Here is a 22,824-nt window from a genome sequence, read left to right as displayed (position 1 = left end):
CATCCTCAATGGACTAACGATCAGTCTTTATCAATACGGCTGGCAACCGCACCCTGCTGGTCGCGGTATTTTGCGTCCTGGCGGCGGTTATAAGGCCTGTCTGCCGGGCCTGTCAGCGGTTCAAAGCTTAATGCACCGATCATCATTCCGGGGCGCAGCGCCAGCGGCAGTTTACCGGCATTGAAGAACTCCAGCACGATACGGCCGGACCAGCCTGGGTCGATACGGTGCGCGGTCACGTGAACCATCAGCCCCAGGCGGGCCAGAGAAGAACGGCCATCAAGCCAGCCGACGAGATCCGCAGGCAGGGTCACGGATTCATACGTCACCGCCAGCGCCAGTTCACCCGGGTGCAGATAAAAAGCTTCGCCTTCGTCAATGATGATTTCATCACTCATGACGCGATCGAGCGCGGCGCTGACTTCATCCTTCGGCCCGCTGAGGTCGATGAACGGCGCAGTATGGCCGCTAAAGGTGCGGAATTTATTCCCCAACCGTACATCAACGGTCACCCCATTGATACGCTCCACGGGGGGACGTGGGGTAATAGACAAGCGGCCTTCATCCAGCCAGGCTTCAATATCACGATCGCAAAGACGCATGGTGCTTTCTCCTTTCATGCATCGTACCCTGAGCCGTTGAACGCTCAGGGTAAAACCAGGTTATCTCTGAACGGTACACAATTCGCGCGGCTTATTCAAAAAACTGGCTGATTTTCGCTTTTAAGATATCAATAGCAATGCGGTTTTTGCCCCCGCGAGGCACGATGATATCGGCGTATTGTTTGGATGGTTCAATAAACTGCAGGAACATCGGACGGACCGTTTTCTGGTATTGCGCCATGACGGAGTCCATCGAACGGCCGCGCTCGTTAACGTCACGCTTGATGCGGCGCATCAGGCAGATATCCAGCGGGGTATCGACGAAGATGGAGAAGTTCATGGATTCACGCAGGCGGGCGTCGGTCAGGAGCAGGATGCCTTCAAGGATAATGACCTTCTTCGGCTCGATGCGGATCGTTTCCTGGGTACGGGTGTGTTCTACGTAACTGTAAACGGGCAGTTCGATCGCCTGGCCGCTCTTAAGCGCTTCTAAATGCTGGAACAGTAAACTGTGATCCATCGCATTCGGGTGGTCGTAGTTGGTTTTTACACGTTCTTCCATCGACAGATGGGATTGATCTTTATAGTAGCTGTCTTCGGGAATGACGCCGATATGCTCATCACCTACCTGTTCACGCAGTTCGCGATAAAGCGTACTGGCAATTAGACTTTTACCTGAAGCCGATGCGCCGGCGATGCCTATAATGACGCACTGATGAGACTTATCAGTCATAAATTTAGCGACCTGAATAACCTGGATGTTAAGGAAGGACGACGCCGGAGCGTCAAACGCGGCAATTATAGGGATTTCGCGGGCGTGATACCAGTCGAATGCGCAGGTTCTGCGAGACAGGCTGAAAAGTGGCGCATTGCTCCCTGAGAGAAATTTTAATGACCGTTTTTTCAGCGTTTAACAGGAATTTTTTAGCGAGTAACTATTTAATAAGTCTATGATGTCAAATTATGAGCAGTCGCCATATGAATTGTAAATTGTTTGTACTAGCATAAACCAAATTATCAAATTCACTCGTGCGCACTTCTCTCCTGACGGCATGGCGTCTCTGGATAAAGCGGTAATGAATAAACAATACCAGCGGGTTTTGGTTACCACCCCACATCCTTTATTACGACTTGTCTGTCTGGGCCTGGTCACCTTTATCTTTACCTTATTTTCGCTGGAGCTTACCCGCTTCGGTACCCTGCTGGCGCCACTCTGGTTTCCTACCGCCATTATGATGGTGGCGTTTTACCGCCATGCAGGAAAAATGTGGCCCGGGATAGCCCTGGCCTGTTCATTTGGCAATATTCTGGCCTCGTGGATGCTGTTCTCCTGGGCGTCGATAAACCCCACCTACACCGCAATAAACGTTATTGAGGCCATCATCGGTGCCGTGTTACTGCGCAAGCTGCTTCCGTGGTACAACCCGCTGCAAAATTTAAACGACTGGATCCGCCTGGCAATAGGCAGCGCGCTGGTGCCGCCGCTGGTGGGCGGTATTCTGATGACGCTTCTGATCCCCGGCCCTGAGCCGCTGCGTAATTTCATCGTCTGGGTGCTATCTGAATCCATTGGCGCGCTGGCGCTGGTGCCGCTGGGGCTGCTGTTTAAATCCCATTACCTGCTCCGCCACCGTGATCCGAGATTGCTGCTGGAAACCCTGGTTACCATGGCCGTAACGCTGGCCCTCAGCTGGGCATCCATCACCTGGCTGCCGTGGCCCTTTACCTGCGTGATTGTCCTGCTGATGTGGAGCGCCGTGCGCTTGCCGCGGATGGAAGCGTTCATGGTGTTTCTGGTTACCGTGATGGTCGTTTCACTGATGATTGCCCATAACCCTTCGGCGCTGACCACCCAACATGCCGGGCCGATGATGAACGCGCCGTGGCTGCCGTTCCTGATGCTCCTCCTCCCCGCTAACGTGATGACCATGGTGATGTATGCCTTCCGTGCCGAACGCAAACACATCACCGAGAGCGAAGAGCGCTTTCGTAATGCAATGGAGTATTCCGCCATCGGTATGGCGTTAGTCAGCATGGAGGGCCAGTGGCTTCAGGCTAACAAGGCGCTGTGCAATTTCCTCGGTTACAGCCAGACCGAGCTACAGTCGCTCACCTTCCAGCAGCTCACCTGGCCGGAAGATTTGCATACCGACCTGGAACAGCTGGAGCAGCTGGTCAACGGCGAGATCAACACCTACACCCTTGAAAAGCGCTATTACACGCGCAACGGAGAGGTCGTCTGGGCGCTTCTGGCCGTCTCCGTCGTGCGCCATGCCGATGGCTCGCCGCTCTATTTCATCGCCCAGATTGAAGACATTAACGATCTGAAGCAGACCGAGTGGGTCAATAAACGGCTGATGGAACGCATTACGCTGGCCAACGAAGCGGGCGGCATCGGCATCTGGGAGTGGGATCTGGAGCCAGACATCATCAGCTGGGATAAGCGGATGTTTGAGCTGTATGAAATTCCGCCGCACATCAAGCCCACCTGGCAGCTCTGGCACGAAAGAATATTGCCGGAGGATCGCGCCCATGCGGAGCAGGTGCTGCGGGATTCACTGGTTTCTCGTCTGCCGTTTAAGCTTGAATTCCGTATCCGCGTGAAGGAAGGCGTGCGCCATATACGCTCCCTGGCCAACCGGGTGCTGAATAAAGAGGGTGAAGTCGAACGTTTGCTCGGCATCAATATGGACATGACCGAGGTGAAGGAGCTTAACGAAGCGCTGTTTCAGGAAAAAGAGCGCCTGCACATCACGCTCGACTCCATCGGCGAAGCGGTGCTCTGTACCGATATCAACATGAACGTCACCTTTATGAACCCGGTCGCCGAGAAGATGAGCGGCTGGCTGCAGACCGAGGCCATCGGCCAGCCGATCCTGAAGGTGTTACACATCACCTTTGGGGAACGGGGCCCGCTGATGGAGAATATTCACAGCGGCGATATGTCACGCTCCGATATCGACCAGGACGTAGTGCTGAACTGCCGCACCGGCGGATCGTTTGATATTCACTACAGCATTACGCCACTCAGTACCCTTGATGGGCACAGTATTGGCTCGGTGATCGTTATTCAGGACGTCACCGAGTCGCGCAAAATGCTGCGTCAGCTAAGCTACAGCGCGTCGCACGATGCCCTCACCCACCTGGCTAATCGGGTCAGCTTCGAAAACCATCTCAAACGGCTTCTGCAAACCGTTCGCGAGACGCGTCAGCGTCATGCGCTGGTCTTTATCGATCTGGACCGCTTCAAAGCCGTCAATGATAGCGCAGGCCATGCGGCGGGAGATGCCCTGCTGCGGGAACTCTCTTCCATGATGCTAACCATGCTTCGCTCCAGCGACGTGCTGGCGCGCCTGGGCGGCGACGAGTTTGGGCTGCTGCTGCCGGACTGCAATATTGAGAGCGCGCGCTATATCACCGGGCGTTTGATCCATACCATCAATGACTATCACTTTATGTGGGAAGGTCGCCTGCACCGGATTGGCGCCAGCGCAGGGATCACGCTGATTGATGAGCATAATAACCAGGCGTCAGAAGTGATGTCGCAGGCGGATATTGCCTGTTATGCCTCGAAAAACAGCGGCCGCGGCATCGTGACGGTGTACGAACCGCAGCAGGAGCGGGATCGGAGCGCGCGCAGCATGATGTCGCTGGACGAACAATGGCATATGATCAAAGACAATCATCTGATGATGATAGCCCGCAGCGTCGCCTCCCCGCGCATACCGGAAAGCTGTAACTTCTGGCTGATTTCGCTACGCCTGTGGACCAGCCAGGGTGAAGTCCAGGAGGAGCACGCCTTCCGTTCTGGTCTGGCGGAGCCCGAACTGCTGCACGCCCTCGACAGACGTATCTTTGGTGAGTTTTTCCGCACCTCTGCCGCACAGGTCGCCCGTAAAGGGATGGGGGTAGCACTGCCGCTTTCTGCCGCCGGTTTAGCCAGCGTAACGTTGGTCGATGAGCTCCTCGACCTGCTCGATAACAGCCCCATGCCGGGCCGTCTACTGCATCTGGTTATCGCGAGCGACGTGGTGTGTAATCCGGATGAGAACCTGCAGCGAGGGCTGCAAAAGCTTCGCCAGGCGGGCTGCCGGGTGATCTTCAGCCAGATAGGGCGCGACATGAACGTCTTCAGCCACCTGAGCCCGAACATGGCCGATTATCTGATGCTCGACGCCGAGGTGGTGAGCAACGTATATGGCAATCTGATGGATGAGATGATGGTGACCATCGTTCAGGGCCACGCCCAGCGTCTGGGGATGAAAACCATCGCGGGCCCTTGCAACCAGCCCATCATGATGGATACGCTTTCCGGCATCGGCATTGATTTTATCTATGGCGACACCATCGCCGAGCCGCAGCCGCTGGATCTACTGCTCAACACCAGTTATTTCGCCATCAACTGACGGCGTCCAGCCGTCGGTATACCAGATGTGCAGCAGCGCGTAGGAGCGCCACGGCTGCCAGCGCTCGGCGTAACGACGGATCTGCGCGGGGGTCATCCCGGCGAAGCGTTGCTTAATCAGATAATCATCCGGCAGGAACACATCTTTCGCCTGCCAGCCTCTCAGGGCCAGGTAATTTGCCGTCCAGCGCCCGATGCCCGGCCGCTGCTGTAGCGCCTTCATGCCCGCCTCAACGTCCTCAGGCGGCGTCAGCGGAAACGTACCGTCAACAACCGACTGCGCCAGATGAATCAGCGCCTTCGCGCGTTTTACCGGCATCCCGAGCGCCTTGAGCGCCAGCGGATCGGCAGCGGCCAGCGCTTGCGGGGAGGGAAAGCAGACATAACCCGGAGCATCCTTCACCGGCTCACCGCACAGGGCGACAACGCGGGAAGCCAGTTTCGCCGCCATCGCCACGCTGACCAACTGCCCGAGAATGGCCCGTACGCCCTGCTCGTACGCATCCATCGCCCCCGGCAGACGCAAGCCGGGGCGGGCAGCGCCGAGATCACCCAGCGTATCTGCGATGTGCTGCGGGTTACAGGCGAGATCGAACAGGCGCGCGATGCGTTCAAGACACGTCTGCGCAACCGGAACCAACCCCGGGCTGAGCGTCACAATCAGCGTATGGGTAGCGATATCCGGCGTCACGCGAAATATCCCCTGATGGCCGTCGCAGGCAAAGCTGCGCTCGTAGTAGTCGCTCGTGACGGTTTCAATGCCCGTCACCGCACGCGCGCCGAGAAAGCCAAACATCCACTGCCAGTCGTAAGGGGGTTGCCACGTCAGGGTATACATCGCTGCTCCTTTTTTATTTTTATCAGCATAAACGGAAAGACCTTGTTTTGCCTTGCTTTCATATTCCTGTTGTCGCGATGCAGACATTTCGTTAAAGTCTCGCCCCTTCTCACCGGCATGGGGATTAATCGTGTTTATTGGATTTGACTACGGTACGGCAAACTGCTCGGTTGCGATCATGCAAAACGGCCAACCGCAGCTTCTGAAAATGGAAAAAGAGAGCACGCTGCTGCCGTCAATGCTCTGCGCGCCGACGCGTGAGGCGGTGAGCGAGTGGCTGTTCCGCCACCATCAGGTTCCGGCTACCGCGGCGGAGACCCAGGCGCTGCTGCGTCGGGCGGTCAGCTTTAACCGCGAGGAAGACATCGACGTTACCCCTTCAAGCGTGCAGTTTGGTCTCTCCTCTCTCGGGCATTACATTGAAGACCCGGAAGAGGTCTACTTCGTTAAATCGCCAAAGTCCTTCCTCGGCGCGAGCGGCCTGAAGCCGCAGCAGGTGGCGATGTTTGAAGATCTGGTCTGCGCCATGATGCTGCATATCCGCAATCAGGCGCAGTCGCAGGTGCCGGATACTATCACCCAGGCGGTGATTGGCCGCCCGATCAACTTCCAGGGGTTGGGCGGTGACGAAGCCAACCAGCAGGCACAGGGGATACTTGAGCGTGCGGCGCACCGGGCGGGATTCCGCGACGTGGTGTTTCAGTACGAGCCGGTTGCGGCGGGGCTGGATTTTGAAGCCACGCTGACGGAAGAGAAGCGCGTGCTGGTCGTCGACATCGGGGGCGGTACAACGGACTGCTCGCTGCTGCTGATGGGACCGCAGTGGCATCACCGTCGTGACCGCGAAAACAGCCTGCTCGGGCACAGCGGCTGCCGCGTAGGCGGCAACGATCTGGATATCGCCCTGGCCTTTAAGAGCCTGATGCCGCTGCTGGGCATGGGCGGGCAAACGGAAAAAGGCATCGCCCTGCCGATCCTGCCGTGGTGGAACGCGATTGCCATCAACGACGTTCCGGCGCAGAGTGATTTTTACAGCACCGCGAACGGGCGCTTCCTCAACGATCTGGTGCGCGACGCGCAGGATGCCGAGAAGGTCGCCCTGCTGTATAAAGTGTGGCGTCAGCGCCTGAGCTACCGCGTGGTGCGAACTGCGGAGGAGTGCAAAATCGCCCTTTCCGACCGTCCTGAACACGCGGTCTCCTTGCCGTTTATCAGCGAGGATCTGGCCACTGCGATTTCACAGGAGGGGCTGGAAACGGCGCTTGCTCAGCCGCTGCAGCGCATTCTGGAGCAGGTCCAGCTGGCGCTGGAGAACGGCAAAGAGAAGCCGGATGTGATCTACCTGACCGGCGGTAGCGCCCGTTCGCCGCTGATCAAGAAAGCGCTGGCGGAACAACTGCCGGGCATTCCGATTGCCGGTGGGGATGACTTTGGCTCCGTTACCGCAGGGCTGGCGCGCTGGGCGCAGGTGATGTTTAGCTAATGCGGTTGTGCCGGGTGGCGGCTTCGCCTTACCCGGCTAAAACGATCGCCACACTCAGACCATTCCTGACAGTCTTCCATATTTCCTCCATTTTTCCGCTGTGTTAGCTGACTAAACTAGTATCATTCCCCGAAGTATTCAGGATGAGAACGTATAACGATGAAAGGCAGTAACAAATCCCGCTGGGCAATCGCCGCTGGCATCATTGTGGTGGTCCTTGCCGCCGCCTGGTACTGGCACAGTCAATCTGCGAACTCCGCCGCTCCCGCTGGCGCCAGCAGCCAGGCCCAGCGCCCGGCTGGCGGCGGCCGTCACGGCATGCGCGGCGGCGCGCTGGCACCGGTTCAGGCGGCAACGGCGGTGAGCAAAGCCGTTCCGCGTTATCTGACGGGGCTCGGAACCATTACCGCCGCCAACACCGCCACGGTGCGCAGCCGCGTTGACGGTCAGCTCATCGCGATCCACTTCCAGGAAGGTCAGCAGGTCAAAGCGGGCGATCTGCTGGCGGAAATCGACCCGAGCCAGTTTAAAGTCGCTCTTGCTCAGGCGCAGGGGCAGCTCGCGAAAGACAAAGCCACCCTCGCCAACGCCCGTCGCGATCTGGCGCGCTACCAGCAGCTGGTGAAAACCAACCTCGTTTCTCGTCAGGAGCTGGACACCCAGCAGTCGCTGGTCAGCGAAACGCAGGGCACCATCAAAGCCGACGAGGCCGCCGTCGCCAGCGCGCAGCTGCAACTCGACTGGAGCCGCATCACCGCGCCGATTGACGGACGCGTGGGCCTGAAGCAGGTCGATATCGGTAACCAGATCTCGAGCGGCGACACCACGGGCATCGTGGTGATCACCCAGACCCACCCTATTGATTTAGTCTTTACCCTGCCGGAAAGCGATATCGCAACCGTCATGCAGGCGCAAAAAGCCGGCAAAGGCCTGGTGGTGGAAGCCTGGGACCGCACCAACAAGCAGAAGCTGAGCGAGGGTTCCCTGCTCAGTCTGGACAACCAGATCGATACCACCACCGGCACCATCAAGCTGAAGGCGCGCTTTAACAACCAGGACGATGCCCTCTTCCCGAACCAGTTCGTCAACGCGCGAATGCTGGTCGCTACCGAAGAGAACGCGGTAGTGATCCCCACCGCAGCGCTGCAGATGGGTAACGAAGGAAGCTTTGTCTGGGTGCTGAACAGCGACAATAAAGTGAGCAAGCATCTGGTGAAAACCGGGATTCAGGACAGCCAGACGGTGGTCATCAGCGCCGGGCTCTCCGTCGGCGACCGCGTGGTCACCGACGGCATCGACCGCCTCACCGAAGGCGCGAAAGTTGAGGTGGTTGAACCTGCAAAACAGGGAGCGACCTCCTGATGCAGGTTATGCCCCCGAGCTCTACAGGTGGGCCGTCACGCCTGTTTATCCTCCGCCCTGTCGCCACCACGCTGTTGATGGTGGCGATCCTGCTGGCCGGGATCATTGGCTACCGCTTCCTGCCCGTGTCGGCGCTGCCGGAGGTGGATTACCCAACGATTCAGGTTGTCACTCTCTATCCTGGCGCCAGCCCGGACGTGGTGACGTCCGCCATTACCGCCCCGCTGGAGCGCCAGTTTGGCCAGATGTCCGGATTAAAACAGATGTCCTCCCAGAGTTCCGGCGGGGCATCCGTCGTGACGCTGCAGTTCCAGCTAACGCTGTCGCTGGACGTCGCCGAGCAGGAAGTGCAGGCCGCCATCAACGCCGCCACCAACCTGCTGCCGTCGGACCTGCCTAACCCGCCGGTCTACAGCAAGGTGAACCCGGCGGATCCGCCGATCATGACGCTGGCCGTCACCTCCTCCGCCATGCCGATGACCCAGGTCGAAGACATGGTCGAAACCCGCGTGGCGCAGAAGATTTCTCAGGTCTCCGGCGTCGGCCTCGTCACGCTGGCGGGCGGCCAGCGCCCGGCCGTGCGCGTGAAGCTTAACGCACAGGCGATTGCCGCGCTGGGGCTGACCAGCGAAACCATCCGCACCGCCATCAGCAGTGCCAACGTCAACTCGGCGAAAGGCTCGCTTGACGGCCCGACCCGTGCGGTCACCCTCTCGGCAAACGACCAGATGCAGTCCGCCGACGAATACCGTCAGCTGATTGTGGCCTACCAGAACGGCGCGCCGATCCGCCTGGGCGACGTCGCCACCGTGGAACAAGGCGCGGAAAACAGCTGGCTCGGCGCGTGGGCGAACAAGCAGCAGGCGATCGTGATGAACGTGCAGCGCCAGCCGGGCGCCAACATCATCGAAACCGCCGACAGCATCCGCACCATGCTGCCGCAGCTGATTGAAAGCCTGCCGAAATCGGTCAGCGTAAAAGTCCTTTCCGACCGCACCACCAACATTCGCGCGTCGGTCACCGATACCCAGTTCGAGCTGATGCTGGCGATTGCGCTGGTGGTAATGATCATTTACCTGTTCCTGCGCAACGTTCCGGCAACCATTATCCCCGCCGTCGCCGTGCCGCTCTCGCTGGTCGGGACCTTTGCGGTGATGGTGTTCCTCGACTTTTCGATTAACAACCTGACGCTGATGGCGCTCACCATCGCCACCGGGTTCGTGGTGGATGACGCCATCGTCGTTATCGAGAACATCTCGCGCTATATCGAGAAAGGTGAAAAGCCGCTGGCCGCCGCGCTGAAGGGCGCAGGGGAAATCGGCTTTACCATTATCTCGTTGACCTTCTCCCTGATTGCGGTGCTGATCCCGCTACTGTTTATGGGCGACATCGTCGGGCGGCTGTTCCGCGAGTTTGCCGTGACGCTGGCGGTCGCCATTCTGATCTCTGCCGTGGTGTCGCTGACCCTGACGCCGATGATGTGCGCCCGCATGCTGAGCCACGAGTCTCTGCGCAAGCAAAACCGCTTCTCCCGCGCCTCCGAGCGGATGTTCGAGCAAATTATTGCCGCCTACGGTCGCGTGCTGGCGAAAGTGCTGAACCATCCGTGGGCAACGCTTGGCGTGGCGCTGGGCACGCTGGCGCTCAGCGTAATGCTGTGGATTTTTATTCCGAAAGGTTTCTTCCCCATCCAGGATAACGGCATTATTCAGGGCACGCTTCAGGCTCCGCAGTCGGTCTCCTTCGCGAACATGGCGCAGCGCCAGCAGCAGGTGTCTGAAATCATCATGAAAGACCCGGCGGTTGAGAGCCTGACGTCCTACGTGGGGGTGGATGGCACCAATCCGTCGCTCAACAGCGCGCGTCTGCAGATCAACCTCAAGCCGCTGGATGAGCGCGACGACCGCGTGAACGCCGTCATCGAGCGCCTGCAAAGCGCCGTGGCCCGCGTGCCGGGCGTTGAGCTTTACCTGCAGCCGATTCAGGATCTGACCATTGATACCCAGGTCAGCCGCACGCAGTATCAGTTCACGCTCCAGGCTACGTCGCTTGACGCCCTCAGCACCTGGGTGCCGCAGCTGGTTGAAAAACTTAACACCCTGCCGCAGCTCGCCGACGTCAGCAGCGACTGGCAGGACAAGGGGCTGGCGGCCTACGTCAACGTTAACCGCGACACCGCCAGCCGTCTGGGCATCACCATGTCGGACGTGGACAACGCCCTGTATAACGCCTTCGGTCAGCGCCTGATCTCCACCATCTACACCCAGGCGAACCAGTACCGCGTGGTGCTGGAGCACAACACCGAGCACACCCCCGGCCTGGCCGCGCTGGACTCGGTGCGCCTGACCAGCAAAGACGGCGGCATTGTGCCGCTGAGCGCCATCGCCACGGTGGAGGAGCGCTATACCCCGCTGTCGATTAACCACCTGGATCAGTTCCCGTCCACCACCATTTCCTTCAACGTGCCGGACGGTTACTCGCTGGGCGAGGCGGTGGAAGCCATCCAGGCTGCTGAAAAAGCGCTCAGCTTCCCGTCCGACATTCAGACCCAGTTCCAGGGCAGCACGCTGGCGTTCCAGGCCGCGCTGGGCAACACCGTCTGGCTGATCGTCGCGGCGGTCGTGGCGATGTACATCGTGCTTGGCGTGCTGTACGAAAGTTTTATCCACCCGATCACCATCCTCTCTACCCTGCCAACGGCGGGCGTGGGGGCGCTGCTGGCATTGATGCTGGCGGGCAGCGAGCTGGACGTTATTGCCATCATCGGCATCATCCTGCTTATCGGGATCGTGAAGAAAAACGCCATTATGATGATCGACTTTGCGCTGGCCGCCGAGCGCGAGCAGGGCATGTCGCCGCGCGATGCCATCTTCCAGGCCTGCCTGCTGCGTTTCCGCCCGATCCTGATGACCACGCTGGCCGCCCTGTTGGGGGCGCTGCCGCTGATGCTCAGCACCGGCGTCGGCGCGGAGCTGCGCCGCCCGCTGGGTATCGGTATGGTCGGGGGCCTGCTGGTGAGTCAGGTGCTGACGCTCTTCACCACGCCGGTGATCTATCTGCTGTTTGACCGCCTGGCGCTGTGGACCAAAAGCCGTTTCCCGAAACGTGAAGAGGAGGCGTAAGTGAAGTTTTTCGCCCTCTACATTTACCGTCCGGTGGCGACGATTTTACTCTCCGTCGCCATTACCCTGTGCGGCGTACTGGGCTTCCGGCTGCTGCCAGTTGCCCCCCTGCCGCAGGTGGATTTCCCGGTGATCATGGTCAGCGCCTCGCTGCCGGGTGCGTCACCGGAGACCATGGCCTCGTCCGTTGCCACGCCGCTGGAGCGTTCTCTTGGGCGGATTGCGGGGGTCAACGAGATGACCTCCAGCAGCTCGCTGGGCAGCACGCGCATCATTCTGGAGTTCAGCTTCGACCGGGATATTAACGGTGCCGCCCGTGACGTGCAGGCGGCCATCAACGCCGCGCAAAGCCTTCTGCCGAGCGGGATGCCGAGCCGTCCGACCTACCGCAAGGCCAATCCGTCCGACGCGCCAATCATGATCCTGACGCTGACCTCTGACACCTATTCTCAGGGGCAGCTCTACGACTTTGCGTCGACCCAGCTGGCGCAGACGATCTCACAAATCAACGGCGTGGGTGACGTGAGCGTTGGCGGCAGTTCTCTGCCCGCCGTGCGCGTGGGCCTGAACCCGCAGGCGCTGTTCAACCAGGGCGTGTCGCTGGACGACGTGCGCTCCGCCATCAGCAGCGCCAACGTGCGTAAACCGCAGGGGGCGATTGAGGACGGCAGCCACCGCTGGCAGATCCAGACCAACGACGAGCTAAAAACCGCCGCGGAATACCAGCCGCTGATTATTCACTACAACAACGGCGCGGCGGTACGCCTGAGCGACGTCGCCAGCGTCACCGACTCGGTGCAGGACGTGCGCAACGCCGGGATGACCAACGCTAAACCGGCCATCCTGCTGATGATCCGCAAGCTGCCGGAGGCGAACATTATTGAGACGGTGAACAGCATTCGCGCCCGCCTCCCGGAGCTACAGGAGACCATCCCGGCAGCAATCGATCTGCAGATTGCCCAGGATCGCTCCCCGACCATCCGCGCCTCGCTTGAAGAGGTGGAGCAAACGCTGATTATCTCCGTCGCGCTGGTGATCCTGGTGGTGTTCCTGTTCCTGCGCTCCGGCCGCGCGACGCTGATCCCGGCGGTGGCCGTGCCGGTGTCGCTGATTGGGACCTTTGCCGCCATGTACCTGTGTGGCTTTAGCCTTAACAACCTGTCGCTGATGGCCCTGACGATTGCAACGGGCTTCGTGGTGGATGACGCCATCGTGGTGCTGGAGAACATTTCCCGCCACCTTGAAGCGGGCGTGAAACCGCTGCAGGCCGCGCTGCAGGGCACGCGCGAGGTGGGCTTTACGGTACTTTCCATGAGCCTGTCGCTGGTGGCGGTATTCCTGCCACTGCTGCTGATGGGCGGGCTGCCGGGCAGGCTGCTGCGGGAGTTTGCCGTCACGCTCTCGGTCGCCATCGGGATTTCGCTGGTGATTTCCCTGACGCTGACGCCGATGATGTGCGGCTGGATGCTCAAGCGCAGCAAGCCTCACTCGCAGCCGCGTCGCAAAGGCTTTGGTCGTTTTCTGATGGCGATGCAGGAAGGCTACGGCAAATCGCTGAAGTGGGTGCTGAACCATACGCGGCTGGTCGGCCTGGTGCTGATCGCCACCATTGGGCTCAACGTCTGGATGTACATCACCATCCCTAAAACCTTCTTCCCGGAGCAGGACACCGGCGTGCTGATGGGCGGGATTCAGGCGGACCAGAGCATTTCATTCCAGGCAATGCGCGGCAAGCTGCAGGACTTTATGAAGATCATTCGTGAGGATCCGGCTGTAGACAACGTCACTGGCTTTACCGGCGGCTCCCGCGTTAACAGCGGGATGATGTTCATTACCCTTAAGCCGCGCGGCGAGCGCAACGAAACGGCGCAGCAGGTGATTGACCGCCTGCGGGTGAAGCTCGCCAAAGAGCCGGGCGCAAACCTGTTTTTGATGGCCGTTCAGGATATCCGCGTCGGCGGGCGGCAGGCGAACGCCAGCTACCAGTACACGTTGCTCTCGGATGATTTAGCCGCCCTGCGCGAGTGGGAGCCGAAGATCCGTAAGGCGCTGGCCGCCCTGCCGGAGCTGGCGGACGTGAACTCCGATCAGCAGGACAACGGCGCGGAGATGGCGCTCACCTATGACCGCGAAACCATGTCGCGGCTGGGCATCAACGTTGAAGCCGCCAACAGCCTGCTAAATAACGCCTTCGGCCAGCGCGAGATCTCCACCATCTATCAGCCGATGAACCAGTATAAGGTGGTGATGGAAGTTGACCCGCGCTACACCCAGGACATCAGCGCGCTGGACAAAATGTTTGTGATTAACAGCGACGGCAAGGCGATTCCGCTCTCGTACTTTGCCAGCTGGCGGCCAGCCAACGCGCCGCTGTCGGTGAACCATCAGGGGCTGTCGGCGGCGTCGACCATCTCCTTTAACCTGCCCGCCGGTTCGTCGCTTTCCGAGGCCAGCGACGCGATCAACCGCGCGATGACGCAGCTCGGCGTACCGTCCACCGTGCGCGGCAGCTTTGCCGGGACCGCGCAGGTGTTTCAGGAGACGATGAACTCACAGGTGATTTTGATTCTGGCGGCCATCGCCACGGTCTATATTGTGCTTGGCGTCCTGTATGAGAGCTACGTTCACCCACTGACCATCCTCTCGACGCTGCCGTCGGCGGGCGTGGGGGCGCTTCTTGCGCTGGAGCTGTTTGGCGCGCCATTCAGCCTGATCGCGCTTATCGGGATCATGCTGCTGATCGGCATCGTGAAAAAAAACGCCATCATGATGGTGGACTTTGCGCTGGACGCCCAGCGCAACGGCAACCTCTCGCCGGAAGAGGCCATTTTCCAGGCCTGCCTGCTGCGTTTTCGTCCGATCATGATGACCACCCTGGCGGCGCTGTTTGGCGCGCTGCCGCTGGTTATCTCGGGCGGCGACGGCTCAGAGCTGCGCCAGCCGCTGGGGATCACCATTGTCGGCGGCCTGGTGATGAGCCAGCTGCTGACGCTGTACACCACGCCGGTGGTCTATCTGTTCTTCGACCGCCTGCGGCTGCGCTTTTCGCGTAAAAACAGAGAAACGGTAAACGGGTAAATGACTGAGCTTCCCAGCAACGTTCGCTGGCAATTGTGGATAGTCGCCTTCGGCTTCTTTATGCAGTCGCTGGATACGACCATCGTCAACACCGCCCTCCCCTCCATGGCGAAAAGCCTGGGAGAGAGCCCGCTGCATATGCACATGGTGATTGTCTCCTACGTGCTGACGGTGGCCGTGATGCTGCCTGCCAGCGGCTGGCTGGCGGACAAAGTGGGCGTGCGGAATATCTTCTTTACCGCCATCGTGCTGTTTACCGCTGGCTCGCTGTTTTGCGCCCAGGCCAGCACCCTAGACCAACTGGTGACGGCGCGCGTGCTGCAGGGCGTCGGCGGGGCGATGATGGTGCCCGTCGGGCGGTTAACGGTGATGAAGATTGTGCCACGCGAGCAGTACATGGCGGCGATGACCTTCGTCACGCTGCCCGGCCAGGTAGGGCCGCTGCTGGGCCCGGCGCTGGGCGGGATGCTGGTGGAGTATGCCTCCTGGCACTGGATCTTCTTGATCAATCTGCCGGTGGGCATCATCGGCGCCATCGCCACCCTGACGCTGATGCCGAACTACAAAATGCAGACCCGACGCTTTGATTTCTTCGGCTTTATTCTGCTGGCGGCGGGCATGGCCACGCTCACCCTGGCGCTCGACGGGCAAAAGGGGCTGGGGATCTCCGCCCTGACGCTCGGGGTGCTGGTGGTTATCGGCATCACCGCCATTCTGTGGTATCTGTGGCATGCTCGCGGGAATGACCAGGCGCTGTTCAGCCTGAACTTATTTAAAAATCCCACCTACCGCCTTGGCCTGTTCGGCAGCTTCGCCGGACGTATCGGCAGCGGCATGCTGCCGTTTATGACGCCCGTGTTTCTGCAAATTGGCATGGGGTTTTCGCCGTTCCACGCGGGCCTGATGATGATCCCGATGGTGCTCGGCAGCATGGGGATGAAGCGCATCGTGGTGCAGGTGGTGAACCGCTTTGGCTACCGTCACGTGCTGGTGGCCGCCACGCTGGGGCTGTCGCTGGTCAGCCTGCTGTTTATGGCCGTGGCGCTGATGGGCTGGTACTACGTCCTGCCGCTGGTGCTGTTCTGCCAGGGGATTGTCAACTCCATGCGCTTCTCATCGATGAATACCCTGACGCTGAAAGACCTGCCGGACGATCTGGCGAGCAGCGGCAACAGCCTGCTGTCGATGATCATGCAGCTCTCCATGAGCGTCGGCGTGACCATCGCGGGTTTACTGCTCGGCATGTACGGCCAGCATCACCTCAGCGTCGACACGCCGGTGGCGCATCAGGTCTTTTTATATACCTATCTCAGCATGGCGGTCATTATCGCCCTGCCCGCTTTCATCTTCGCCAGAGTGCCGGATGATACCAGCAAGAACGTCGTGATTAGGCGCGGCAAAAGGAGTGGCTCATGAAATTCTGGCGTCCGGGTATTACCGGCAAGCTCTTCGTGGCGATCTTCGCCACCTGTATCGTCCTGCTGATCACTATGCACTGGGCGGTGCGGATCAGCTTTGAGCGCGGTTTTATTGATTACATCAAGCATGGCAATGAACAGCGTTTACAGGGCTTAAGCGATGCGCTGAGTGAACAGTACGCCCAGCACGGCAACTGGCGTTTTCTGCGCAACAATGACCGCTTTATTTTCCAGATCCTGCGCTCGCTGGAGCACGATGCCGGCGACGATCGGCCTGGCCCGGGGATGCCGCCGCACGGCTGGCGCACCCAGTTCTGGGTAATCGATCAAGATATGCGCACGCTGGTTGGGCCGCGCGCCCCGATACCGCCGGACGGCACCCGCCGGGCAATTAAGGTGAATAACGCGACCGTCGGCTGGGTTATCGCCTCACCGGTGGAGCGCCTGACGCGCAACACCGACATCAACTTTGACCGCCAGCAGCGCCGGACCAGCTGGCTGATCGTCGCTCTCTCCACCCTGCTCGCCGCGCTCGCCACCTTCCCGCTGGCGCGCGGTCTGCTCGCGCCGGTGAAACGGCTGGTGGAAGGCACGCACAAGCTGGCCGCCGGGGATTTCACCACCCGCGTCGACACCCGCAGCCAGGACGAACTGGGCAAGCTGGCGCAGGACTTTAACCAACTCGCCAGCACGCTGGAGAAAAACCAGCAGATGCGCCGCGACTTTATGGCCGATATTTCCCACGAGCTGCGTACCCCGCTGGCGGTGCTGCGCGGCGAGCTGGAAGCCATTCAGGACGGCGTGCGCCAGTTTACGCCCGAATCGGTGGCCTCCCTGCAGGCGGAGGTGGGCACGCTCACCAAGCTGGTGGACGATCTCCACCAGCTCTCCATGTCCGACGAAGGCGCACTGGCCTACCAGAAGGCGCCTGTCGATGTGATTAACGTACTGGAGGTGGCGAGCGGTGCCTTCCGCGAGCGCTTTGCCAGTCGCAACCTAAAAATCGACCTCTCCCTGCCGGACAGCGCGGTGGTGTTTGGCGACAAAGACCGGCTGATGCAGCTGTTCAACAACCTGCTGGAGAACAGCCTACGCTACACCGACAGCGGTGGCGGGCTGCATATCTCCGGCAGGCAGGACAACGGGCGCTTCGCCCTCACCTTCGCGGATTCCGCCCCCGGCGTGCAGGACGCACAGCTGGAAAAATTGTTCGAGCGCTTTTACCGCACCGAAGGCTCCCGCAACCGCGCCAGCGGCGGTTCCGGCCTGGGGCTGGCGATTTGCGTTAACATCGTCGAGGCGCATAATGGCACCATTCGCGCCGCCCATTCGCCTTTTGGCGGGGTTAGCATTACAGTAGAGTTACCTCTGGAACGGGATTTATCGAGAGAAGTATGACCGAGTTACCGATTGACGAAAACACGCCGCGCATTTTGATCGTCGAAGACGAACCCAAGCTGGGACAGCTGCTGATCGACTATTTACGCGCGGCCAGCTATGCCCCGTCACTGATCAGCCACGGCGACCAGGTGCTGCCGTACGTGCGCCAGACCCCGCCGGATCTTATCCTGCTGGATTTAATGCTGCCTGGCGTTGATGGCCTGACCCTGTGCCGGGAAATTCGTCGCTTCTCCGACGTGCCGATCGTCATGGTTACCGCCAAAATCGAAGAGATTGACCGTCTGCTGGGGCTCGAAATCGGCGCGGACGACTACATCTGCAAGCCCTACAGCCCGCGTGAGGTGGTGGCCCGCGTGAAAACCATTCTGCGCCGCTGCAGGCCGAAGCGCGAGCTTCAGATGCTGGACGCCGAAAGCCCGCTGATTGTGGATGAGAGCCGCTTCCAGGCGAGCTGGCGCAGCAAGCTGCTGGACCTCACCCCTGCGGAGTTCCGCCTGCTGAAAACCCTCTCCCACGAGCCGGGAAAAGTCTTCTCACGCGAACAGCTGCTGAACCACCTGTACGACGATTACCGCGTGGTGACCGATCGCACCATCGACAGCCACATCAAAAACCTGCGCCGCAAGCTGGAGGCGCTGGACGCCGAGCAGTCATTTATTCGCGCGGTGTACGGCGTGGGGTATCGCTGGGAAGCGGATGCGTGCAGGATTGCCTAGTTAGCCGCTGGTTAATCCAGGCCGGGTAAAGCGAAGCCGCCACCCGGCACAATAACTTTACCTCCCTGCCCCGCAGCGCTACAATGCCCGCCCTTAAAGTGGGGGATCTCCCCTTACCGCTGCACCTGGTGCATGCGGATCTGACCTGTCATCAGAACGAGAACAAACATGTTTAAACCGGAACTCCTTTCCCCGGCGGGAACGCTGCAAAATATGCGTTACGCTTTCGCCTATGGCGCCGACGCCGTGTATGCGGGCCAGCCGCGCTACTCGCTGCGCGTGCGTAATAACGAATTCAACCACGAGAACCTGCAGCTCGGCATCAACGAGGCGCATGCTCTGGGTAAAAAATTCTACGTGGTGGTCAACATCGCGCCGCACAACGCCAAGCTGAAAACGTTCATCCGCGACCTGAAGCCGGTGGTGGATATGGGGCCGGACGCGCTGATCATGTCGGACCCGGGTTTAATCATGCTGGTTCGGGAGAACTTCCCGGAAATGGATATTCACCTCTCCGTACAGGCTAACGCCGTCAACTGGGCGACGGTGAAATTCTGGAAGCAGATGGGGCTGACCCGCGTCATCCTGTCTCGCGAGCTTTCGCTGGAAGAGATCGAAGAGATCCGCACCCAGGTGCCGGATATGGAAATCGAAATCTTCGTTCACGGCGCGCTGTGCATGGCCTACTCCGGCCGCTGCCTGCTCTCCGGCTATATCAACAAGCGCGACCCGAACCAGGGTACCTGCACCAACGCCTGCCGCTGGGAATATAACGTCCAGGAAGGCAAAGAGGACGACATCGGCAACATCGTCCACAAGCACGAGCCTATTCCGGTGACCAACGTTGAGCCTACGCTGGGCATCGGCGCGCCAACCGACAGCGTGTTTATGATTGAAGAAGCCAAACGTCCGGGCGAGTACATGACCGCCTTTGAAGACGAGCACGGCACCTACATCATGAACTCGAAAGATCTGCGCGCCATCGCCCACGTTGAGCGCCTGACCCAGATGGGCGTGCACTCCCTGAAGATTGAAGGCCGCACCAAATCCTATTACTACTGCGCGCGTACCGCACAAGTGTACCGTAAAGCCATCGACGATGCGGCGGCCGGTAAACCGTTCGATACTAGCCTGCTGGAAACGCTGGAAGGCCTGGCGCACCGCGGCTATACCGAAGGCTTCCTGCGCCGCCATACCCACGACGACTACCAGAACTACGAGCACGGCTACTCCGTTTCCGAGCGCCAGCAGTTTGTCGGCGACTTCACCGGCGAGCGCAAAGGCGCGCTGGCGGCCGTGGCGGTGAAAAACAAGTTCACCAAAGGCGACAGCCTGGAGCTGATGACCCCGCAGGGCAACATGAACTTCACGCTGGAGCATCTGGAAAACGGCAAAGGCGAAGCGATTGAGGTTGCGCCGGGCGACGGGCATACCGTCTGGCTGCCGGTTCCGGAAGAGGTGGAGCTGAAGTTCGCGCTGCTGATGCGTAACTTCAACGGTGAAAGCACACGTAATCCACACGGCAAATAGTCATTCAGGGAAATTTTTTCGCGCTGGGATAATTCTTAGAATCGGATCACATACCGCTTCGTTCAATACGGGTATTATCCCACGCGCTGAAAAACATAACCCATAAATGCTAGCTGTACCAGGAACCACCTCCTTAGCCTGCGTAATCTCCCTTACGCGGGCTTATTTTTTGCCTTCTCTCTCCTCAATCCAGGCAATGAGTTCGTCGATTTGCTTCTCTGAGAACACGGCGATCCCATTCTCAGCGAGCAACGACGCAGCAACCCCCATCCCCGCTTTCTGTATACCGCGAAACGATCCGTCATAAATAAACTCACTGCCGCACGTTGGGCTGCCATCGGTTAACAATGCAGCGCTACACCCCGACTCCTGAGCAGCGCGTAGCGCAAGCCAGGCTGCAAGCTGATACTGCTCAGTAACGTCCTGCCCGGTATTTTCAATAATTCTGGCTTGGCCGCGCATTACGTCTTTGCCATCAGCGGACATAATCTCTGCCGGAGGACGCGGTACAGGCAGCCCGGCAGCCAATTCAGGGCAGTGGATAACCAGACGTTGTCCCTGTTGCCAGCGAGCGAGTTGCGCTTTCATTCTCGCTTTTTCACTTCCGTTATAACGGACCCTGAAGCCCATCAGGCACGCGCTTACCAAAATTTTATTCATCATCACTTTCCTGTGATTACGTTAATATCATCGCTGGAGTGTAACGCGCTTTCGGGCATATTTTGTTCCTTTCATCCTGTTCTTACCCGCTTTTTTCCTCTCTGCTATACACTCTTACTAACGCTAAAAAAGGGAGCAGCGAGGATGGCAACCTATCCAGACAGTTTATTGATTCTCAATGGCAAAAGTGCAGGCAACGATCCGTTGCGTCAGGCGATTATGGGTTTGCGTGACGACGGCGCACGTATCCACGTGCGCGTGACATGGGAAAAAGGCGACGCGGCACGCTATATCAACGAAGGCTTAGCGTTAGGTATCAGCACCATCATTTCCGGCGGCGGCGACGGCACCATCAATGAGATCGCCTCTGCGCTTATCGACCTGCCACCGGCAGATCGCCCGGTGATGGGCATATTACCGCTCGGCACCGCCAATGATTTTGCCACCAGCGCCGGGATCCCGGAAGATTTAGAGAAGGCGCTTCAGCTGGCGATCCTCGGCAAAGCCACCGCCGTGGATATCGCCCAGGTGAATGACAAAACCTGCTTTATCAATATGGCGACGGGTGGATTCGGCACGCGCATTACCAGCGAAACGCCGGAAAAACTGAAGGCGGCGCTGGGCGGTGTGTCATACCTGATCCACGGTTTGATGCGCATGGACACCCTCAAGCCGGACCGATGCGAAATTCGCGGTGAGGATTTTCAGTGGCAGGGTGACGCGCTGGTGATTGGGATTGGCAACGGACGTCAGGCAGGCGGCGGACAGCAGCTCTGCCCGGAGGCGCTGATTAACGATGGTCAGCTACAGCTGCGCATTTTCACCGGCGACGGTCTGCTGCCCGCGCTGTTTACCACGCTGACGCAGCCGGAAGAGAGCCCGAATATCATTGACGGTAAATCGGCGTGGTTCGAGGTGAATGCTCCGCACGGGATGACGTTTAACCTCGATGGAGAGCCGCTTAGCGGGACGCAGTTCCGCATTGAGGTATTACCCGGCGCGCTGCAGTGCAGGCTGCCGCCGGACTGTGTGCTTTTGCGCTGATGTTTCACACGGTGCGCGATGATGCCCTCACCCCAACCCTCTCCCACAGGGAGAGGGAGATGGAGACGTCAGGCAATTGTGACTTTACTGTCCAGATAGACGTCCTGAACCGCATTGATCAGCTTCACGCCGTCGGCCATTGATTTCTTGAACGCCTTACGGCCAAGGATCAGCCCCATGCCACCCGCGCGTTTGTTGATAACCGCCGTACGCACCGCATCGGACAGGTCAGTATCGCCGCCCGCCGCGCCGCCGGAGTTAATCAGCCCTGCACGACCCATGTAGCAGTTCGCCAGCTGGTAGCGCACCAGGTCGATCGGGTTATCGCTGGTCAGCTTGCTGTAGACGCGATCGTCGGTGTAGCCAAAGTTCACCGCTTTATAGCCACCGTTATTCTCGGCCATTTTCTGCTTCACGATGTCCGCGCCGATGGTGGCGGCCAGATGGTTCGCCTGGCCGGTCAGGTCGGCGGAGACGTGATAATCCACCCCGTCTTTTTTGAACGCCGAGTTACGCAGGTACGCCCACAGCACGGTCACCATACCCAGCTCGTGCGCGCGCTCAAACGCTGCGGAGATCTCTTCAATCTGACGACGGGACTGTTCAGAGCCGAAGTAAATCGTCGCCCCGACGGCCACCGCCCCCATGTTGAACGCCTGCTCGACGCTGGCGTAGAGGGTCTGGTCATACTCGGTGGGGTAGCTGAGAGTTTCGTTGTGATTCAGCTTCACGAGGAACGGAATGCGGTGGGCATAGCGACGCGAAACCGAAGCCAGCACGCCGTAGGTGGAGGCTACACAGTTACAGCCCGCTTCAATCGCCAGCTCAACAATGTTCTTCGGATCGAAGTAAAGCGGGTTCGCCGCGAAAGAGGCACCCGCCGAGTGCTCAACGCCCTGGTCCACCGGCAGAATAGAGAGATACCCGGTACCGCCGAGTCGCCCGGTGTTGTAGAGGGTCTGCATATTTCGCAGGACCGCAGGCGGACGGTTGTTATCCACCATCACGCGGTCAACGTAGTCGTGACCAGGCAGGTAAAGCTGGTCGGCTGGAATGGTCATACAACGATGCTGTAAAAGGCTGTCGGCGTCTTTGCCAAGCAACTGCGCAATATCAGTCATGTGATACTCCCGTAAATCCGACGTCGTGTCGGTGTGTGTTTATC

Annotated in this window: 15 protein-coding genes; 10 read left to right on the top strand and 5 right to left on the bottom strand. The window is 59.5% G+C overall.

Features of this window, described 5'->3' with window-relative positions; genetic code table 11:
* Positions 1–20: 20 nt before the first annotated feature.
* Positions 21–602, bottom strand: coding sequence for a dCTP deaminase (gene dcd / locus IM291_RS08555; protein ID WP_028013805.1), 582 nt, complete (start codon positions 600–602; stop codon positions 21–23).
* A 91-nt stretch (positions 603–693) separates the two neighbouring features.
* The gene (udk, locus tag IM291_RS08550; RefSeq protein WP_008500855.1) at positions 694–1,335 is read right to left on the bottom strand and encodes a uridine kinase; all 642 of its coding nucleotides are present in this window, start codon (positions 1,333–1,335) and stop codon (positions 694–696) included.
* A gap of 343 nt (positions 1,336–1,678) precedes the next feature.
* Here udk and IM291_RS08545 point away from each other — a divergent pair, with 343 nt between their 5' ends.
* Positions 1,679–5,008, top strand: coding sequence for a diguanylate cyclase (locus tag IM291_RS08545; RefSeq protein WP_126300509.1), 3,330 nt, complete (start codon positions 1,679–1,681; stop codon positions 5,006–5,008).
* Here the strand turns inward: IM291_RS08545 and alkA are convergent.
* Positions 4,973–5,845, bottom strand: coding sequence for a DNA-3-methyladenine glycosylase 2 (alkA, locus tag IM291_RS08540; RefSeq protein WP_192986615.1), 873 nt, complete (start codon positions 5,843–5,845; stop codon positions 4,973–4,975). The genes IM291_RS08545 and alkA overlap by 36 nt on opposite strands.
* Before the next feature lie 130 nt (positions 5,846–5,975).
* On the opposite strand from alkA, the gene yegD reads away from it, so the two are divergent.
* From yegD to yegQ, 8 genes are all read left to right on the top strand, one after another.
* A complete protein-coding gene (gene yegD / locus IM291_RS08535) occupies positions 5,976–7,328 on the top strand; it encodes a molecular chaperone (RefSeq protein WP_041909098.1) in 1,353 nt (450 codons plus the stop codon).
* Between the two features lie 159 nt (positions 7,329–7,487).
* On the top strand, positions 7,488–8,690 hold the full coding sequence (locus tag IM291_RS08530) for an MdtA/MuxA family multidrug efflux RND transporter periplasmic adaptor subunit (RefSeq protein ID WP_126300512.1): 1,203 nt from the start codon (positions 7,488–7,490) through the stop codon (positions 8,688–8,690).
* Positions 8,690–11,812, top strand: coding sequence for an MdtB/MuxB family multidrug efflux RND transporter permease subunit (locus tag IM291_RS08525; RefSeq protein ID WP_049000319.1), 3,123 nt, complete (start codon positions 8,690–8,692; stop codon positions 11,810–11,812). The genes IM291_RS08530 and IM291_RS08525 overlap by 1 nt, the downstream gene beginning before the upstream one ends.
* On the top strand, positions 11,813–14,890 hold the full coding sequence (gene mdtC / locus IM291_RS08520) for a multidrug efflux RND transporter permease subunit MdtC (RefSeq protein WP_192971305.1): 3,078 nt from the start codon (positions 11,813–11,815) through the stop codon (positions 14,888–14,890). It abuts the gene before it with no gap.
* The gene (locus IM291_RS08515; protein WP_192971304.1) at positions 14,891–16,306 is read left to right on the top strand and encodes an MFS transporter; all 1,416 of its coding nucleotides are present in this window, start codon (positions 14,891–14,893) and stop codon (positions 16,304–16,306) included.
* Positions 16,303–17,706, top strand: a complete 1,404-nt coding sequence (gene baeS, locus IM291_RS08510) for a two-component system sensor histidine kinase BaeS (RefSeq protein ID WP_028013813.1) — start codon at positions 16,303–16,305, stop codon at positions 17,704–17,706. Before IM291_RS08515 ends, baeS begins: the two co-directional genes overlap by 4 nt.
* Positions 17,703–18,425: a two-component system response regulator BaeR gene (gene baeR, locus IM291_RS08505; RefSeq protein ID WP_047367938.1), complete on the top strand. Its 723-nt coding sequence runs from the start codon at positions 17,703–17,705 to the stop codon at positions 18,423–18,425. Before baeS ends, baeR begins: the two co-directional genes overlap by 4 nt.
* Before the next feature lie 168 nt (positions 18,426–18,593).
* Positions 18,594–19,955 carry a tRNA 5-hydroxyuridine modification protein YegQ gene (yegQ, locus tag IM291_RS08500; RefSeq protein ID WP_008500866.1) on the top strand — a complete coding sequence of 454 codons (1,362 nt, stop codon included), beginning with the start codon at positions 18,594–18,596 and terminating at the stop codon, positions 19,953–19,955.
* A gap of 162 nt (positions 19,956–20,117) precedes the next feature.
* Here the strand turns inward: yegQ and IM291_RS08495 are convergent, their stop codons facing one another.
* Entirely contained in the window at positions 20,118–20,618 is a 501-nt protein-coding gene (locus IM291_RS08495) for a DUF523 domain-containing protein (protein ID WP_192971303.1), read from the bottom strand.
* A gap of 141 nt (positions 20,619–20,759) precedes the next feature.
* On the opposite strand from IM291_RS08495, the gene yegS reads away from it, so the two are divergent.
* Complete coding sequence (yegS, locus tag IM291_RS08490) at positions 20,760–21,659, top strand: lipid kinase YegS (RefSeq protein ID WP_049000327.1); 900 nt, start codon at positions 20,760–20,762, stop codon at positions 21,657–21,659.
* 68 nt (positions 21,660–21,727) lie between these two features.
* On the opposite strand, the gene fbaB is transcribed toward yegS, so the two are convergent.
* On the bottom strand, positions 21,728–22,780 hold the full coding sequence (gene fbaB / locus IM291_RS08485; RefSeq protein ID WP_008500869.1) for a class I fructose-bisphosphate aldolase: 1,053 nt from the start codon (positions 22,778–22,780) through the stop codon (positions 21,728–21,730).
* Between the last annotated feature and the right edge of the window lie 44 nt (positions 22,781–22,824).

Origin of the sequence: Enterobacter cloacae complex sp. P27C (assembly GCF_014895705.1) — a bacterium.
GTDB classification, from domain to species: Bacteria; Pseudomonadota; Gammaproteobacteria; order Enterobacterales; family Enterobacteriaceae; genus Enterobacter; species Enterobacter bugandensis.
This window is presented reverse-complemented; position numbering and strand designations above follow the sequence as displayed.

Bases quoted from the DNA above. Each gene is read 5' to 3' on its own strand.
- IM291_RS08545 (WP_126300509.1), top strand. From the start codon at position 1,679: ATGAATAAACAATACCAGCGGGTTTTGGTTACCACCCCACATCCTTTA.
- IM291_RS08525 (WP_049000319.1), top strand. From the start codon at position 8,690: ATGCAGGTTATGCCCCCGAGCTCTACAGGTGGGCCGTCACGCCTGTTT.
- IM291_RS08495 (WP_192971303.1), bottom strand. From the start codon at position 20,618: ATGATGAATAAAATTTTGGTAAGCGCGTGCCTGATGGGCTTCAGGGTC.
- IM291_RS08515 (WP_192971304.1), top strand. From the start codon at position 14,891: ATGACTGAGCTTCCCAGCAACGTTCGCTGGCAATTGTGGATAGTCGCC.
- IM291_RS08530 (WP_126300512.1), top strand. From the start codon at position 7,488: ATGAAAGGCAGTAACAAATCCCGCTGGGCAATCGCCGCTGGCATCATT.
- fbaB (WP_008500869.1), bottom strand. From the start codon at position 22,780: ATGACTGATATTGCGCAGTTGCTTGGCAAAGACGCCGACAGCCTTTTA.
- baeR (WP_047367938.1), top strand. From the start codon at position 17,703: ATGACCGAGTTACCGATTGACGAAAACACGCCGCGCATTTTGATCGTC.
- yegQ (WP_008500866.1), top strand. From the start codon at position 18,594: ATGTTTAAACCGGAACTCCTTTCCCCGGCGGGAACGCTGCAAAATATG.
- dcd (WP_028013805.1), bottom strand. From the start codon at position 602: ATGCGTCTTTGCGATCGTGATATTGAAGCCTGGCTGGATGAAGGCCGC.
- yegS (WP_049000327.1), top strand. From the start codon at position 20,760: ATGGCAACCTATCCAGACAGTTTATTGATTCTCAATGGCAAAAGTGCA.
- baeS (WP_028013813.1), top strand. From the start codon at position 16,303: ATGAAATTCTGGCGTCCGGGTATTACCGGCAAGCTCTTCGTGGCGATC.
- alkA (WP_192986615.1), bottom strand. From the start codon at position 5,845: ATGTATACCCTGACGTGGCAACCCCCTTACGACTGGCAGTGGATGTTT.
- udk (WP_008500855.1), bottom strand. From the start codon at position 1,335: ATGACTGATAAGTCTCATCAGTGCGTCATTATAGGCATCGCCGGCGCA.